Below are 15,705 nucleotides of genomic sequence, written 5' to 3'. Positions count from 1 at the left end.
GTTGACTTTTGGCACGCTGTTGAGTTCTCAAGGAACGGACACTTCCTTCGGACCGCCTTCCAGCGGGCCCTCCGGGCGCTTCGTTCTTTCGTGTTTCCAGCTTACCAGATGTTTTCCGCTCCGTTTTCCGGAGTTTCATTCATCCGATTTCCCGAACTGGTCGGGCCGCTTTCCGCGACGGCCTCCACATTAGCGCATTTCGGTTATTACCCGAAATTCACACTCACCACAGTTGACGGGAACGCCAACAAACCCATGTGAATGGGTGTCGAGGTGAGGGTGGGTGCTACAGAGTGGGGTGGCCGCTATCAGCGACTCGTTCAACACTAGGCCACCCGGACGACATCGTCAAACACCGAGGGCGGGATCCGGCTGGATCCCGCCCTCGTACGTTGAAGCCGCAGCTCAGCAGCGTCGTGTTTCGGTCACGCCGTAGCCGGAACCAGCTCCGCCGCCGCCAGGTTGCGCTTGCCGCGGCGCAGCACGAGCCAGCGGCCGTGCAGCAGGTCGGCCTCGGCCGGCACCGCTTCCTCGTCCGTCACCTTGACGTTGTTGAGGTAGGCGCCGCCCTCCTTGACCGTGCGGCGGGCGGCCGAACGGCTCGGCGCCAGACCGACGGCGACCAACAGGTCGACCACCGACTGGAGTTCGGCCACCTCGGTCTTCGGGACCTCGGCCAGGGCGGCGGCCAGGGTCGGAGCCTCCAGGTCGGCGAGGTCGCCCTGGCCGAACAGCGCCTTGGACGCGGCGACCGCGCGCTCGTACTGCTCGGCGCCGTGGACGAGGGTGGTGAGCTCCTCGGCGAGGGCTCGCTGGGCGAGGCGGGCGGCGGGGCGCTCGGTGGTCTCGCGCTCCAGCTCCTCGATCTCCTCCTTCGAGCGGAAGCTGAAGATCCGCAGGAAGTTGGGGACGTCCCGGTCGTCCGCGTTCAGCCAGAACTGGTAGAAGGCGTACGGGGTGGTCAGCTCGGGGTCGAGCCAGACCGTGCCGGACTCGGTCTTGCCGAACTTGGTGCCGTCGGCCTTGACGATCAGCGGCGTGGCCAGCGCGTGCACGGACTTGGCGTCGGCCTTGCGGATCAGGTCGGTGCCGGCGGTCAGGTTGCCCCACTGGTCACTGCCGCCGGTCTGCAGGGTGCACCCGTAGCGGCGGTTCAGCTCCAGGTAGTCCATGCCCTGCAGGATCTGGTAGCTGAACTCGGTGTAGCTGATGCCGGCGTCGGAGTTGAGCCGTCGGGCGACGGCCTCCTTGGCGATCATGTTGTTGACGCGGAAGTACTTGCCCACGTCGCGCAGCAGGCTGATGGCCGACATCCCGGACGTCCAGTCCAGGTTGTTGACCATGCGCGCCGCGTAGGGGCCCTCGAAATCGAGGAAGCGCGAGATCTGGCCCCGCAGCCGCTCGACCCAGCCGGCCACCGTCTCGGGGTCGTTGAGGACGCGCTCGGCGGTGGGCTTCGGGTCACCGATGAGGCCCGTGGCGCCGCCGACCAGGCCGAGCGGGAGGTTTCCCGCCTGCTGGATGCGGCGCATGGTGAGGATCTGCACGAGGTTGCCGAGGTGCAGGCTGGGGGCCGTCGGGTCGAAGCCGCAATAGAACGTGACCGGGCCGTCCGCGAACGCCTTGCGCAGTGCGTCCTCGTCGGTGGACAGGGCGATCAGCCCCCGCCACCGCAGCTCGTCGACGATGTCCGTCACGGTCACGCTTCTCCTTCGATCGGGCGCCCGCCCGGTTGCGGCCCGTTCTCTCGGACCCCGGGTCGGTACGACTCCAGCGTGGTAGAGCCTACGCGGTCGGGGCCAGCGGGTTTTCCCCGAGCGTCGTGCCGCGCTCCTCCCCCGGCCGCTCCGGCGCCTGCCCGATACCGGAAATTCCGTTGTTCGTCGGCTGCGGGCCCGTTCAGAGTGGTGTCACCGCCGTGCGGCGGCAGTGACGTGTGTGGAGACGGTCGTGCCGCCGTGGCACGCCCGAGGGAAGGGTGTGCCGAGTGCGCAACACGCTGGTTCTGAACGCGAGCTACGAGCCCCTGACGACGGTGTCGCTCCAGCGCGCCGTCGTCCTGGTGCTCCAGGACAAGGCGGTGGTGGAGCAGGCGCATCCGCTGCGCACGGTCCGGGGGACGGGCGTCAGCATCCCGGTGCCCCGGGTGATCAGGCTGCAGCGCTACGTGAGAGTGCCGTTCCGACAACAGGCGCCGTGGTCGCGGCGGGGTGTCCTGGCCCGGGACCAGCACCTGTGCGCGTACTGCGGGCGGCGGGCCACCACGGTGGACCACCTGCAGCCCAGGTCGCGCGGCGGGGAGGACAGCTGGTTGAACACCGTGGCCGCGTGCCCGGAGGACAACCAGCGCAAAGCGGACCGGACACCCGAACAGGCCGGGATGAGGCTGCTGCGCCGGCCGTTCGTGCCGACCCCGCAGGCCACCCTCATGCTGGCGCTCGGCCTGCGCGGCTCGGAGGCCCGGGAGCTGGCCGACTGGCTGCCGGCCGTGCCGGGCCAGCCCGTTCCGGCGGCCGTCCCGGCGGCGTGAGCGCCGCCGCGAGCCGCGCCCGACGAGGCCCGGGCTAACCCTTCGCCTGGTAGCCCGCCGCCGTGCCGTAGTTGGCCGAGTGTTCGGGCATCACGACCACCCGTCCGCCGCCGATCAGCACCCGCCCGGAGACCAGCAGCGAACCGGTGCCCTGCGGGAAGTTGCCGCCGGTCGCCTCCTGGCCGCCGGCCAGCGGGAACCGGCTGAGGCGGGCGGGCTGGTCGCGGCGTTCGTCGGCGGCGAGCACCAGCGCGCCGCCGTCGACGCCGACCGCCCGGACGGTGCCCTTGGCGGCGGTCGGCGCCTTCCAGCGCTGCTTGCCGGTGTCGAGGTCGTAACCGACCGCCGCGACCGTCCCGCCGCCGGTCGCCGGGACGAGCGTGGTGACCATCGTGCGGTTCTGGAAGAACACCTCGGGAGTGGCCGAGAACGTGCCGTGGCCGACGTCCAGCCGGCCTCCCTCGCCGACCACCGGGATCTCGGCGGCCGGGTCCCCGCCCGCGCCCCAGGAGAACACCCGGTCGTCCTCCGGCTTCTCGCCCGTGGTGAGGACGACGGACGGCTCGGCGGACAGCACGGTCACCGTCTTCGGGCGGTTGTTCAGGCCGCGCCACCAACTGACCTTGCCGTCCGCCGTGTTCAGTGCGACGGCCTGGTCGGCGGGGGTGGAGTCGGCGCAGGAGGAGGCGACCAGGACGGTCTTGCCGGTCACGCCGCCGGACAGGGTGCAGAACTTGCCCTGACCGGTGTACTGCCAGACGTCCTTGCCGTCCGCGGACTCCCAGGCGATCGCCCGGTCGTCGCCGACCGCGATCACCTTGTCCTCGGTGACGCCGATCCGCGCGCCGTACGCGCCCTTGGCGTCCGAGACGGTCTTCGTCCACGCGGTCTTGCCGGTCTTCGTGTCCACGGCGGCGACCAGCGTGCAGGGGCTCTTCGGGTCGGCCTGGGCCCGGAACAGCACCGCGCCCAGCCCCGCCTGGTTCACCCCCGCCGACAGCCCGCACGGGACGGCCCCGGCGGCCGGCGGCTCGACCGACCAGACGGGCTTGCCGGCCGCGAGGTCGTAGGCCCGCACGCCGGCGGCGTCGGCGCGGACCACCGCATCCGCCAGCAGCCAGCTGCCGACCAGTGTGTCGTCACCCGACGACCCGGACGCGGCGGGCTGGGCGGACCACACCTTGGTGTGCGCAACGGCGAAACCGGGCTCCCCGCCACTGCTCGCGACCGCGCTGCCGCCGCCCTCGGCCCCGACCATCAGACCCGCCGCGCCCAGCACCCCCAGCGCGACCACCCCGGCGGCGGTGCGCACCAGCAGGGTCCGCCGGTCGGGCACGTGCTCGCCGGTGAGCACCGCACCGGCGGCGGCGCGGGCCCTGGCCGAGAGCGAAGAGCCCGCCGTCGAGGAGCCTGTCTTCGGCGAGCCCGTCTTCGGGGAGCCGCCCTTCGGGGAGCCGCCCTTCGGGGACCTGCCCCGACGGGCGGCAGCCCGCGACCGCGCGACGGGCGCGGCCTCGGGCGTCGTGTCCGGCTCGGGCTCCGGCTCCGTGGACGGCTCCACCGGAGCGGGCTCGGCGTCCTCGATGTGCACGTACCCGTCGGCCGAGTACTCCGCCCCCACCGGGACGTACAGCCCCTCCCCCGCAGGCTGCTGCGGGACGGCGTACGGCGCGTACTGCTGCTGCCCGTGGTCCGGGTACGGCTGGTGCTGCTGGTACTGCTGGTACTGCCCTTCGGCGTAGCCGCCCTGGACGTAGCCGCCCTCGGCGTACCCGGTCTGGGCGTAGCCGGTCTGCCCGTACGGCGAGCCCTGCCCGTACGGCGAGCCCTGCCCGTCCTGCTGCTGCGGGTACGACAGGCCCTGCCCGTACCCCCCGCCCTGGCCGTAACCCGCCGCCGTCTGCCAGTACTCCTGCTGCGGGTGGTCCTGCGGCTGCGGCTCCTGGTGCCCGCCGACCGGCCAGGCCTGCTGGCCCTGGGGGTACCACGGCTGCTGCTGGGCGTCTCCGAAGGGCTCCTGCGCCATCCGTTCCCGTCCCTCCCGAGCCGCCTGCCGATGCGGCAGTCAGCATCTCACGCCCGTTCGAGCGCGCCGCCCCGGCCTCGGGGGGGTCGGGGAGGTCAGCCCGCGGACTCGGCGTTCAGCGCCTCGTCGATGCGGGCGGCCAGGGTGAAGTCCAGGCCGGTCAGCCCGCCCGCGCTGTGGGTGGAGAGGACGAAACGCAGGGTGCGCCACCGGATGTCGACGTCGGGGTGGTGGTCGAGCGCCTCGGCCTGTTCGGCGACGGCGACGACCACCCGGATCGCCGCCGGGAAGTCGGGGGCGTCGGCGGCGCGGACGATGCTGTCGCCCTCCCTGGTCCACCGCGGCAGTGCGGCCAGGGCCGCCGTGATCTCGTCCTCGCTCAGCCGTGCCCTGCTGCTCATCGAAGCTCTTCCGTTCGTCGTCTCGTCGTCCGGTCAGGCGTGCACTGCGAGGAACATACCGAGCCGGGGCCCTCCGCACCGGACGACACAGCCGCTGCCGGACAGCCCCCGACGGGCGGCAGCCCCCGGCCGACGTCCCCCGACGGCTGCTCAGCTCATCAGCTCAGCAGCAGTTTGGTGACCGCGACGAGGCCGACCACCACGATGATCCCGCGCAGCGCGGCCGGCGGCAGGCGGCGGCCGACCTTGGCGCCGAGCAGGCCGCCGACCAGCGAGCCCGCCGCGATCAGGCCGGCGGCCGCCCAGTTGACGGTGGAGGTGAACAGGAAGAACAGCGCGGCGACGCCGTTGACGACCATCGCCAGCGCGTTCTTCACGGCGTTGATCCGCTGCAGGTCCTCCTGGAGCAGCATGCCCATGAGCGCCAGCAGCAGGACGCCCTGCGCGGCGCCGAAGTAGCCGCCGTAGATGCCGGTGAGGAAGACGCCGACGAACAGCAGCAGGCCGCCGTCCGGGTCCCCGTCGGGGCGGCGGCGGGCGGCGACCGCCTTGGCGACCCTGGGCTGGATCACCACCAGGACGAGGGCGAGCAGGATCAGGACCGGGACGATCGCGTCGAAGGCGCCTTTCGGCAGTCTGATCAGCAGCAGCGCGCCGACCAGTCCGCCGAGCAGCGAGGCGGTGCCCAGGCGCAGCAGCCGGTGGCCCTGGCCGGCCAGCTCGCGGCGGTAGCCGATCACGCCGCTGAGCGAACCGGGCACCAGGCCGAAGGTGTTGGAGACGTTGGCGGTGACCGGCGGAATCCCGACGGCGAGCAGCACCGGGAACGTGATCAGCGTGCCGGAGCCGACGATCACGTTGATCATCCCGGCGCCGACGCCCGCCACCAGGACGGCGATGCCCTCCCAGAACGTCATGGGTCACCTCTCCTCTCGGTCCTGTCCGGGGGCGATCATGCCGGACGGCCCGCCGGTCGGACCAGGGCCGCCCACGATTCGGGACACGCGCCACGACCGCCACACGCCGAGGGCCCGCCACCGTGCGGTGGCGGGCCCTCGGGCCGGACGGTTCAGCCGGTCACTCCGGGTCGATCTTGCGGTACTCGCGGGCCGGGTCCACCCGGGGGCGGGCGGCGCCCTTCTCGGTGTCCACCGGGCGCGGGCCGGCCGCCGGGTCGAGCGGCACCTGGGTGGCCGCAGGCGCCGCCGGCGGGACGCTCGGGGCGGCGACCGCGCCGCCGTTGACGCCGGGATTGCCGGTCAGCCCGCCGAAGGCGCCGCCGAGGCCCTTGAGGGCGTCGCCGACCTCGCTGGGGATGATCCAGAGCTTGTTGGAGTCGCCCTTGGCCAGCTCGGGCAGGGTCTGCAGGTACTGGTAGGCGAGCAGCTTCTGGTCGGCGTCGCCGTCGTGGATGGCCTCGAAGACCGTCCGGATCGCGGCCGCCTCACCGTCGGCGCGCAGCACCGCGGCCTGCGCCTCACCCTCGGCCCGGAGCACGTCGGCCTGCTTCTCACCCTCGGCCTTGAGGATCTGGGCCTGCCGCTGGCCCTCGGCGGTGAGGATCGCGGCGCGCTTGTCACGGTCGGCGCGCATCTGCTTCTCCATCGAGTCCTGGATGGAGGTGGGCGGCTCGATCGCCTTCAGCTCGACGCGGTTGACCCGGATGCCCCACTTGCCGGTGGCCTCGTCCAGGACGCCGCGCAGACCGGCGTTGATGACCTCGCGCGAGGTCAGGGTGGATTCGAGGTCCATCGAGCCGATGATGTTGCGCAGCGTGGTGACGGTCAGCTGCTCGATGGCCTGGATGTAGCTCGCGACCTCGTAGGTGGCCGCGCGCGGGTCGGTGACCTGGTAGTAGATCACCGTGTCGATGTTGACCACCAGGTTGTCCTGGGTGATCACCGGCTGCGGCGGGAACGGCACGACCTGCTCGCGCAGGTCGATCCGGTTGCGGACCCGGTCGATGAACGGGACGACGATGTTCAGGCCTGCGTTGAGCGTCCGGGTGTAGCGGCCGAAGCGCTCCACGATCGCGGCGCTGGCCTGCGGGATGACCTGGATCGTCTTGATCAGCGCGATGAAGGCCACCACGACCAGGACGACCAAAACGATAAGGACGGGTTCCACGGACTCTCCCCTAGACGACCAGGGCGGTCGCGCCCTGGATTTCGACGACGTCGACCTGCTGCCCCGGTTGGTACACGCTGTCCGGGTGGAGCGCTCGGGCCGACCAGATCTCGCCGTTCAGCTTGATCCGTCCGCCCTCCCCGTCGACGGTTTCCGCGACGACCGCGGTGGCGCCCTGGAGCGCCTCGATGCCCATCTTGATGTGCGGGCCCTGCCGCAGTTGCCGGTACGCGATCGGGCGGACGAAGACCAGCAGCGAGACCGAGACCGCGATGAAGACCAGCGTCTCCCAGACCGCGCCTCCGCCCAGCCCGGCCACGCCGGCGGCCGCCAGCGCACCGATCGCGAACATGGCGAACTCCGGCATCGCGGTCAGCACCAGCGGTATGCCGAGCCCGACGGCGGCCAGGAGCCACCAGATCCAGCTGTCCACGTGTCCATCCTAGGGAGCGAAGGGCCTTCGAGGCGGACAGTTCCCGCAGGTCGAGGGGCGGAAACCGGTCGCGCGTGCGACCGGTCCCCGGAAACCCGACGACATCGGAGCGTGCGAGGCGCGGACGGCGCCTCAGCCCAGCGGCAGGCCCTGCGCGGACCAGCGGTCCCCGTGGCGCTCCAGGGTGAGCGGCAGGCCGAAGCACTTGGAGAGGTTGCGGGCGGTCAGCTCGGTGTCGATCGGACCGGCGGTGAGCACCTTGCCCTGGCGGATCATCAGGACGTGGGTGAAGCCCGGCGCGATCTCCTCGACGTGGTGGGTGACCATCGCCATGGCCGGGGCGAACTCGTCCTGGGCGAGCGCGCCGAGCCGGCGGACGAGATCCTCGCGGCCGCCGAGGTCCAGGCCGGCCGCGGGCTCGTCGAGCAGCAGCAGCTCGGGGTCGGTCATCAGGGCGCGGGCGATCAGGGTGCGCTTGCGCTCGCCCTCGGAGAGGGTGCCGAACTTGCGGCCGGTGAGGTTGGACATGCCCATCCGGTCGAGCAGCGCGAGCGCGCGGGACTCGTCGAACTGCTCGTAGGTCTCCTGCCAGCTGACCGTCATGCCGTAGGCGGCGGTCAGCACGGTCTGCAGCACCGTCTGCTCGGCCGGCAGCTTGTCGAACATGGCGGCGCCGGCCAGGCCGATCCGGGAGCGCAGCTCGAAGACGTCGACCTCGCCCAGCTTCTCGCCCAGCACCGACACCTTGCCCGCGGTCGGGAACAGGTAGGTGGCGGCGATCTGCAGCAGGGTGGTCTTCCCGGCGCCGTTGGGGCCCAGGATGACCCAGCGCTCCCCCTCGGAGATGGACCACGAGACCTGGTCGACCAGCGCGCGCCCCTCCCGGACCACGGATACGTCCACCAGCTCCAGCACGTCGCTCATGCCTACGCCTTCCCCAATACAAGAATTTCGGCCGTCGGTGCGGGCGGCGAGCCTACTCCGGCAGCCGGTGGGCACGGGGTGGGTGCGCCGCACACGCATGGGCAAACCTACGCCACGCGGATGACCGCCGATTCCGTAGGCTGGCCGGATGCTCGCGACTCCTCCCGACAATCCGTACGAAGAACCCCGTTCGGGGCGGCTGACCGCGTGGGGCAACGCCCTGCTGGCCGGTCTGGTGCCGCCGGACAACGCCGCCGCGGCCGTCCTGGGCGACGACGAGAGCCACCGGGTGACCGGGCTGCCCGGCGACGGCCCGGACGAACGGCACGGCCTCACCTGGGCGCTGGGGCGGCTCCGGGTGCTCGGGGTGAAGGGCCTGCGACTGGCTCTGCCGTCCGCCGGGCACCCGCTGGGGCTGACCGGCCCGGCGCTGTTCAACGAGCGGGCGATGGACGTCGGCGAGGCGGTGCTGGCGGTGGGAGTCCCGCTCGGACTGGTGCCGGAGGTGGAGGTGTTCGGCCCGGCCGGGGACCGTTCGGCGACGGTGCTGTGGCGCTGCCTTGAGACCAACGACACACCGCCGGCCGACGTCCCGTCGCTGCACGAGGCCGAGCGGGAGCTGGCCGACGGGCTGCGCGAGGCGACGCTCCTGCTGACCCGGCTGGACGTGGCGGGCGCCGGGCCGGAGGCACTGCGGGCGCTGGAGGCGTACCGCCGGCGCGGGCACGCCGAACTGCTGGCGCCCGGGTACCCGCCGCGTGCGGTGCGGGTGCTGGAGTCGGCCCGGCAGGTGTCGGCGCTGCTGGCGATCGCCGCGGGCGGGCACGGCGCGGCGGTCAGCGCCTCCGAGATGGCGGCGCGGCAGGCGGTGCTGGCGCCGCTGCGGCGCACCGCCCGGCGGGCGCAGGTGGCGGCGTACAACGCGCTGGTCGACGAGCGCGACGAGCGCTGAGCAACCGGGAACACGCGCGGACCGCTACGGACCGCTAGGCCGGGCCGTCGGCCCGCGCCTCGCCGTTGCGGACGGCCCACAGGGCCGCCTGGGTGCGGTCCGCCAGGTCCAGCTTCATCAGGATGTTGGAGACGTGGGTCTTCACCGTCTTCTCCGACAGGTGCAGGCTGCGGGCGATCTCCCGGTTGGAGCGGCCGTCGGCGATGTGGCCGAGGACCTCGCGCTCGCGTTCGGTGAGGGTGCCGCCGCGGCCCTGCGGGGCGCGGGGGCCGTCGTCGGCGAGCAGCGCCTCGGCCAGTTCGGGCTGGAGCAGGACGTGGCCGGCGTGCACCGAGCGGATCGCGCCGGCCAGCGCCTCCGGGTCGACGTCCTTGTAGACGTACCCGGCGGCGCCGGCCCGCAGCGCGGGGACCATCGTGCGGTGCTCGGTGAAGCTGGTGACGATCAGGATCCGGGCCCGGCTGCCCTCGCCCTTGAGCGTGCGCAGCGCCTCGATGCCGTCGACGCCGGGCATCTTGAGGTCCATCAGGACGACGTCGGGGTCGAGTTCGCGGGCGCGCTCGACGCCCTCGGCCCCGTCGGCGGCCTCCCCGACCACCTCGATGTCGTCCTGGACCTCCAGGAACGTGCGCAGCCCGCGGCGGACCACCTGGTGGTCGTCGACCAGCAGGACGCGGATCGACGGCGTGCCGTGAGGCGGGTTGTCAGGCACCGGGGACCTCCATCTCGACGAGCGTCCCCCGGCCGGGGGCGGACTCCAGGGTGAGGGTGCCGCCGACGGCGGCCGCGCGGTCGCGCATCGAGGCCAGGCCGAGGTGGCGCCCGGCCCGGCGGACGGACTCGGGGTCGAAGCCGTGCCCGTCGTCGCGCACCCGCAGCACGGCTCCCCGCACGGGCGTGCCGGCCAGGGTGACGGTGACGCGGCCCGCGCCGGAATGGCGCAGCGCGTTGTGCAGCGCCTCCTGGGCGACCCGCAGCAGCGCGGCCTCCTGCGCGGGCGGCAGGGCGCGGACACCGTCGGCGGCGAAGGCGACGTCCGCGGTGTGGGCCCGGTCGAGGACCTGCACCTGGGAGGCGAGGGTGGCGCTCAGCCCGTCCTCCTCCAGGGCGGCGGGGCGCAGTTCGACGACGACGGCGCGCAGTTCGTCGGCGGCCTCGGCGGCGAGCCGGGCGACCTCGGCGAGTTCGGCGCGGGCCCGGGCCGGATCGCGGTCGACGAGCGTGGCGGCGGCCTTGGCGGTGAGCCGCAGCGAGAAGAGCTTCTGCGCGACGGCGTCGTGCAGGTCGTGGGCGATGCGGGCGCGTTCGCCGGCCAGGGTGAGTTCGCGGCTGCGCTCGTACAGGCGGGCGTTGGAGAGGGCGAGGGCGGCGTGCGCGGCGAGTATCCGCAGCAGTTCCTCGTCGTGGTCGGTGAACAGGCCGCCGCCGCGCTTGTTGGCGAGGAAGATGACGCCGGTGACCTGCGGTTCGTCCTCGGCGGCCTCGGCGTCCAGGATGGGCATGCCGAGGAAGGCGTCCATCTCGGGGTGGGCGGCCGGCCAGCCGCCGAAGGCCGGGGCCCTGCGGACGTCGGCGAGCCGGGTGGGGCCGGTCTCGTGCAGCATCTTGGCGAGGACGCCGTGCTGGCGGGGCAGCGGGCCGATCGCCCGCCACTGCTCGTCGGTGACGCCGTCGACGACGAACTGGGCGAAGCCGCCGTGGTCGTCGGGCACGCCCAGGGCCGCGTACTCGGCGCCGAGCAGGTCGCGGGCGGAGGCGGTGATGCGGCGCAGCACCTCGCGGACCTCCAGGTGCCGGCTCATCGCGAGCAGCGCCTGGCTGACCGCCTCGATGCCGGCCAGGCAGGGGTCGCAGCCGGGCATCGGGCGGGCCGGGCCGTGCAGGTCGAGGTGCGGGCCGGCCGGGCTCCGGTGGTCGCTGGGCGTGCTGGGCATACGGCCAAACTACCGCCGCCGCGGGCGCGGCCGCGTCGGTCCGCGGCCGGGGTGGGCGCAGGTCCGGGGACCTAGGTCTCGGGGCCCGCGCAACGGCCGAGGGGCGGCTCTCCGGGTGAATGGGAGAGCCGCCCCTCGTCGGGCGGGGCGAAGGGGGTCAGCCCTTCTGCATGACCTCGGGCTCGTGGCGGCGCTGGAGCCGGGTGACGATGACGCCGATGACGATCGAAATCACGATCAGCGCGCCCGCGTCGATCGCCCACTGGGCGACGCTGCCGGTCCACAGCGGGTCGTACTGGGGGTTCTCGAAGTCCTTGTTCCAGGGGCCCATGAGCTTGGAAAGGTCCAGTGTGGTGGCCACGATGCCGGTGCCCCAGCGGGCCGGCATCAGCCAGGCGGCCTGCTCCAGGCCGGGCTTGCCGAAGAGCTGGAACAGGCAGCCGGTGAAGACGACCTGGATGATGGCGAACATGACCAGCAGCGGCATGGTCTTCTCGGCGGTCTTGACCAGGGCCGAGATCATCAGGCCGAACATCATCGCGGTGAAGCTGAGCAGGATCATGCCGATGGTCATCTCGATGATCGGCAGGTCCTTGACGATCAGGCCGTGCTCGGGGAGCTTGCGCGGCAGGAAGCCGACCGCGGCGACGATGGCGCCCTGGATCACGCTGAAGAAGCCCAGCACGATGATCTTGGACATCATGTACGCCGAGCGGGAGAGCCCGGTGGCCCGTTCCCGTTCGTAGATGGCCCGTTCCTTGATCAGTTCGCGGACCGAGTTGGCCGCTCCGGAGAAGCAGGCTCCGATCGCCAGGATCATGAGGATCGTCGCGGCCCCGCTGTTGAGGTGGAGCTGCGTGTTCGGGTTGGGCGCGAGGCCCGCCCCGTTGGGGACCAGCACGCTGACCGCGCCGATGACGGCGGGCAGCAGCACCGACAGCGCCAGGAAGCCGCGGTCCGAGGCGAGGACCGACATGTAGCGGCGCATCAGCGTCCACAGCTGGGAGCCCCAGCTCTGCGGCTTCGGCGGCCGGACGGCCTCCTGGGCGACCTGGGCGTGCTGCACCTCGCCCGACTCCACGTCGGGGGCGGAGTACTGCTGGTAGTGCACCGAGCCGCGGTAGCGGCCGGCCCAGTCGTGGTCCGGGTAGTTCTCGAAGGCCTGGAAGACGTCCGCCCAGGTCTCGTACCCGAAGAAGTGCAGCGCCTCGTCCGGCGGGCCGAAGTAGGCCACCGCGCCGCCCGGCGCCATCACCAGCAGCCGGTCGCAGAGCGCGAGTTCGGCCACCGAGTGGGTGACGACCAGGATGGTGCGGCCGTCGTCGGCGAGGCCGCGCAGCATCTGCATGACCTCGCGGTCCATGCCCGGGTCGAGGCCCGAGGTGGGCTCGTCCAGGAAGATCAGCGACGGCTTGGTGAGCAGTTCCAGGGCGACCGAGACGCGCTTCTGCTGGCCGCCGGAGAGCGCGGTGATCTTGTTGTCGGCGCGCTTGTCCAGGCGCAGCTCGTACAGCACCTCGTCGATCCGGGCCGCGCGCTCGCGCGCCTCGGTGTCGCCGGGGAAGCGCAGCTGGGCCGCGTACTTGAGGCCGGTGCGGACGGTGAGTTCCTTGTGCAGGATCTCGGACTGCGGCACCAGGCCGATGCGCGAGCGGAGTTCGGCGAACTGCTTGTAGAGGTTGCGGCCGTCGTACAGGACCTCGCCGCGGTCGGCCGGGCGGTAGCCGGTGAGGGCACGCAGCAGGGTCGACTTGCCGGAGCCGGACGGGCCGATGACGGCGACCAGGGACTTCTCCGGGACGCCGAAGCTGACGTCGTCGAGCAGGATCTTCTTGGCGCCCTTGTGCTCGACCTCGACGGTCAGGTGGCGGGCGGAGAAGGAGACCGCGCCGGTGTCGACGAACTCCTGCAGCTGGTCGCCGACCAGCACGAAGCTGGAGTGGCCGACGGTCAGCCGGTCCTGCGGGCCCATCAGCTGGCGCTGCACCCGCTGGCCGTTGAGGTAGATCCCGTTGTGGCTGCCGAGGTCGACGATCTCGTAGCGGCCGTCCTGGAGCTGGCGCAGCTCGGCGTGGTGGCGGGAGACCTGGAGGTCGGAGACCACGACGTCGTTGTCGAGCGCGCGGCCGATCCGGACGGTGCGCATGGCGGCGGTCAGGTTGCGGATGATCGTCGGCTGCGGGCCGTCGCCGTCCTGCGGAGCGGGCGGGAAGGCCTGCTGCTGCGGGAAGCCGCCCTGCTGGGGCTGGGGCTGGGGCTGGGGCTGGGGCTGGGGCGGCTGCGGGTGCTGCTGTGGGAACGGCGGCTGAGGCCGGCCCGCCCAGGCCTGCTCGGGCTGCGGCGGGTAGGGGGCCTGCGGCGACCAGCCCTGCTGCGGGGCCGGCGGCTGGGGTGTCGGCGCGGCGCCGCGGCTGGTGGCGGCCTCGTGCCAGGCGGGAGCCTGGGGGGCGGCGGCGTGCGGGGCGGCGTGGGCGGGCGCGGAGAAGCCGAGCCGGGGTCCGTTCTCCGGATTGCCGAGGTTGACGACGACGCCGGGGAACAGCTGGGCCTGCATCGTGCGGGCACCGGCCGTGTAGGTGCCGTTGGTGCTGCCGTGGTCGTCCAGCTGCCAGCCGCTGCCGTTGAAGGTGATGGTCCCGTGGTTCCAGGAGACCCTGGCGTCGTCGAACGGGAAGTCCGACTGCGGGTTGCGCCCGATGGTGTAGGACCGCCCGGGCTCCAGAGTCCGCTGCTGTCCGTTGATATCGATGACGAGTTGCGGCACTGCGCGCCTGCCCCGCTCTCTCGGTTCCCCCGAATTGTGCCCCCGACCAGGGGTGCGATGTTTCCGAAACTGACGGGGGGAATCATTCCAGCCTGCTGACCGCCAATAAAAGTCACCCGGGGTGTCTGTGACCAGGCTGCTACCCGGTACCCGTCCGCGACGTGGGACGGGTGCTCTGGGCCCGCCGGCCGGCGGGTAGCGTGGGAGGCACCATGAACGCATCGCCCCTGGCCGCTGAGCCCCTCCCCGCCGCCCAGCCCCGGACCGCGGACGAGCGCACCCTGCTCGTCAAGGTGTTCGGCAAGGACCGCCCCGGCATCACCGCCGGCCTCTTCGCCACCCTGGCCGGCTTCGCCGTCGACGTGATCGACATCGAACAGGTCGTGACCCGTGGCCGCATCACGCTCTGCGCACTGGTCACCCCGCCCACCGCTCCCGGCGCCGAGGGCGGACTGCGGGCCACCGTGCACCGCTGGGCGGAGGAGCAGAAGCTCCAGGCCGAGATCCTCTCCGGCATCGGCGACAACCGGCCGCGCCGCGAGGGCCGTTCGCACGTCACCGTGCTCGGAAATCCGCTGACCTCCGCCGCCGTCTCCGCGCTCACCTCCCGGATCACCGCGGCGGGCGGCAACATCGACCGTGTGTTCCGGCTCGCCAAGTACCCGGTGACGGCGGTCGAGCTGGCCGTGTCCGGTGTGGCCACCGACGAGCTGCGGGCCGAGCTGGCCCAGGAGGCGGCCACCCAGCGGGTGGACGTCGCGGTGGTCGCGGCCGGGCTGGAGCGCCGGGCCAAGCGCCTGGTGGTGATGGACGTCGACTCCACGCTCATCCAGGACGAGGTGATCGAGCTGTTCGCGGCCCACGCGGGCTGCGAGGAGGAGGTCGCCGAGGTGACGGCGCAGGCGATGCGCGGCGAGCTGGACTTCGCCGAGTCGCTGCGGGCCCGGGTCGCGCTGCTGGCCGGGCTGGACGCCTCGGTGACCGAGAAGGTGCGCGCGGAGGTCCGTTTCACACCGGGGGCGCGCACCCTGATCCGCACGCTCCAGCGGCTGGGCTTCCAGGTCGCGGTGGTGTCGGGCGGGTTCACCCAGGTCACCGATCACCTGGTCGAGGAGCTGGGGCTGGACTTCGCGGCCGCCAACACCCTGGAGGTGCTGGACGGAAAGTTCACCGGCCGGGTGGTCGGCGAGATCGTGGACCGCGCGGGCAAGGCCCGCTGGCTGGCCCGGTTCGCCGAGCAGGCAAAGGTGCCGCTGTCGCAGACGGTGGCGATCGGCGACGGCGCCAACGACCTGGACATGCTGAACGCGGCCGGGCTGGGCGTGGCGTTCAACGCCAAGCCGGTGGTGCGCGAGGCCGCCGACACCGCCGTCAACGTGCCGTTCCTGGACACCGTGCTGTACCTGCTGGGCATCACCCGGGAGGAGGTCGAGGCGGCCGACGCGGTGGACGGCAGCCTGACCGAGTAGAGCCCGAAGACGCACGAGAGGGGCGGGGGGGGCCCCCCCCCCCGCCCCCCCCGGCGCCGGCGCCCCCCCCCCCCCCCGCGCCGCGCGGGGCGCCGGGGCGCCGCGCGGTGAGGCCGGCGCGGGGGTGGTGTAGGCCACCGCGCGC

Annotated in this window: 14 protein-coding genes; 4 read left to right on the top strand and 10 right to left on the bottom strand. The window is 72.7% G+C overall.

Translation table 11 applies throughout. The features are described from left to right. On the top strand, window positions 1–261 hold a 261-nt coding region (locus ABT015_RS37235; protein ID WP_350887584.1), incomplete at its 5' end, for a hypothetical protein. A gap of 164 nt (window positions 262–425) precedes the next feature. Here ABT015_RS37235 and tyrS read toward each other — a convergent pair. Further along, window positions 426–1,697: a tyrosine--tRNA ligase gene (tyrS, locus tag ABT015_RS37230; protein WP_350887592.1), complete on the bottom strand. Its 1,272-nt coding sequence runs from the start codon at window positions 1,695–1,697 to the stop codon at window positions 426–428. A gap of 290 nt (window positions 1,698–1,987) precedes the next feature. On the opposite strand from tyrS, the gene ABT015_RS37225 reads away from it, so the two are divergent. Further along, on the top strand, window positions 1,988–2,530 hold the full coding sequence (locus ABT015_RS37225) for an HNH endonuclease (RefSeq protein ID WP_350887581.1): 543 nt from the start codon (window positions 1,988–1,990) through the stop codon (window positions 2,528–2,530). 34 nt (window positions 2,531–2,564) lie between these two features. Here ABT015_RS37225 and ABT015_RS37220 read toward each other — a convergent pair whose 3' ends face one another. The 6 genes from ABT015_RS37220 to ABT015_RS37195 all read right to left on the bottom strand — a co-directional run bounded on the left by ABT015_RS37220 (window position 2,565) and on the right by ABT015_RS37195 (window position 8,441). Further along, window positions 2,565–4,556, bottom strand: coding sequence for an outer membrane protein assembly factor BamB family protein (locus ABT015_RS37220; RefSeq protein ID WP_350887579.1), 1,992 nt, complete (start codon window positions 4,554–4,556; stop codon window positions 2,565–2,567). Between the two features lie 95 nt (window positions 4,557–4,651). Further along, window positions 4,652–4,957 (bottom strand): 4a-hydroxytetrahydrobiopterin dehydratase, encoded by a 306-nt coding sequence (locus tag ABT015_RS37215; RefSeq protein WP_350887574.1) that lies wholly within the window; start codon window positions 4,955–4,957, stop codon window positions 4,652–4,654. Window positions 4,958–5,115: 158 nt separating this feature from the next. After that, entirely contained in the window at window positions 5,116–5,874 is a 759-nt protein-coding gene (locus ABT015_RS37210) for a sulfite exporter TauE/SafE family protein (RefSeq protein ID WP_350887571.1), read from the bottom strand. 160 nt (window positions 5,875–6,034) lie between these two features. Beyond that, window positions 6,035–7,084 (bottom strand): SPFH domain-containing protein, encoded by a 1,050-nt coding sequence (locus ABT015_RS37205; RefSeq protein WP_350887568.1) that lies wholly within the window; start codon window positions 7,082–7,084, stop codon window positions 6,035–6,037. Between the two features lie 10 nt (window positions 7,085–7,094). Continuing rightward, on the bottom strand, window positions 7,095–7,505 hold the full coding sequence (locus tag ABT015_RS37200; protein ID WP_350887590.1) for an NfeD family protein: 411 nt from the start codon (window positions 7,503–7,505) through the stop codon (window positions 7,095–7,097). Window positions 7,506–7,649: 144 nt separating this feature from the next. Then, window positions 7,650–8,441 (bottom strand): ABC transporter ATP-binding protein, encoded by a 792-nt coding sequence (locus ABT015_RS37195; RefSeq protein WP_063349636.1) that lies wholly within the window; start codon window positions 8,439–8,441, stop codon window positions 7,650–7,652. A 148-nt stretch (window positions 8,442–8,589) separates the two neighbouring features. Between ABT015_RS37195 and ABT015_RS37190 the strand changes: the two genes are divergently transcribed. Beyond that, window positions 8,590–9,393, top strand: a complete 804-nt coding sequence (locus ABT015_RS37190; protein WP_350887563.1) for an Rv1486c family protein — start codon at window positions 8,590–8,592, stop codon at window positions 9,391–9,393. Between the two features lie 34 nt (window positions 9,394–9,427). Here ABT015_RS37190 and ABT015_RS37185 read toward each other — a convergent pair whose 3' ends face one another. The 3 genes from ABT015_RS37185 to ABT015_RS37175 all read right to left on the bottom strand — a co-directional run bounded on the left by ABT015_RS37185 (window position 9,428) and on the right by ABT015_RS37175 (window position 14,091). After that, a complete protein-coding gene (locus ABT015_RS37185; RefSeq protein ID WP_350887561.1) occupies window positions 9,428–10,105 on the bottom strand; it encodes a response regulator in 678 nt (225 codons plus the stop codon). Next, the gene (locus tag ABT015_RS37180; protein WP_350887587.1) at window positions 10,098–11,255 is read right to left on the bottom strand and encodes a GAF domain-containing sensor histidine kinase; all 1,158 of its coding nucleotides are present in this window, start codon (window positions 11,253–11,255) and stop codon (window positions 10,098–10,100) included. Before ABT015_RS37180 ends, ABT015_RS37185 begins: the two co-directional genes overlap by 8 nt. Before the next feature lie 229 nt (window positions 11,256–11,484). Continuing rightward, window positions 11,485–14,091 carry an ABC transporter ATP-binding protein/permease gene (locus ABT015_RS37175; RefSeq protein ID WP_350887558.1) on the bottom strand — a complete coding sequence of 869 codons (2,607 nt, stop codon included), beginning with the start codon at window positions 14,089–14,091 and terminating at the stop codon, window positions 11,485–11,487. Window positions 14,092–14,303: 212 nt separating this feature from the next. On the opposite strand from ABT015_RS37175, the gene serB reads away from it, so the two are divergent. Continuing rightward, window positions 14,304–15,560: a phosphoserine phosphatase SerB gene (gene serB / locus ABT015_RS37170; protein ID WP_350887555.1), complete on the top strand. Its 1,257-nt coding sequence runs from the start codon at window positions 14,304–14,306 to the stop codon at window positions 15,558–15,560. Window positions 15,561–15,705: the final 145 nt, after the last annotated feature.

Source organism: Kitasatospora sp. NPDC094016 (assembly GCF_040304045.1).
In the GTDB taxonomy this organism is placed as follows: Bacteria; Actinomycetota; Actinomycetes; order Streptomycetales; family Streptomycetaceae; genus Kitasatospora.
This window is presented reverse-complemented; position numbering and strand designations above follow the sequence as displayed.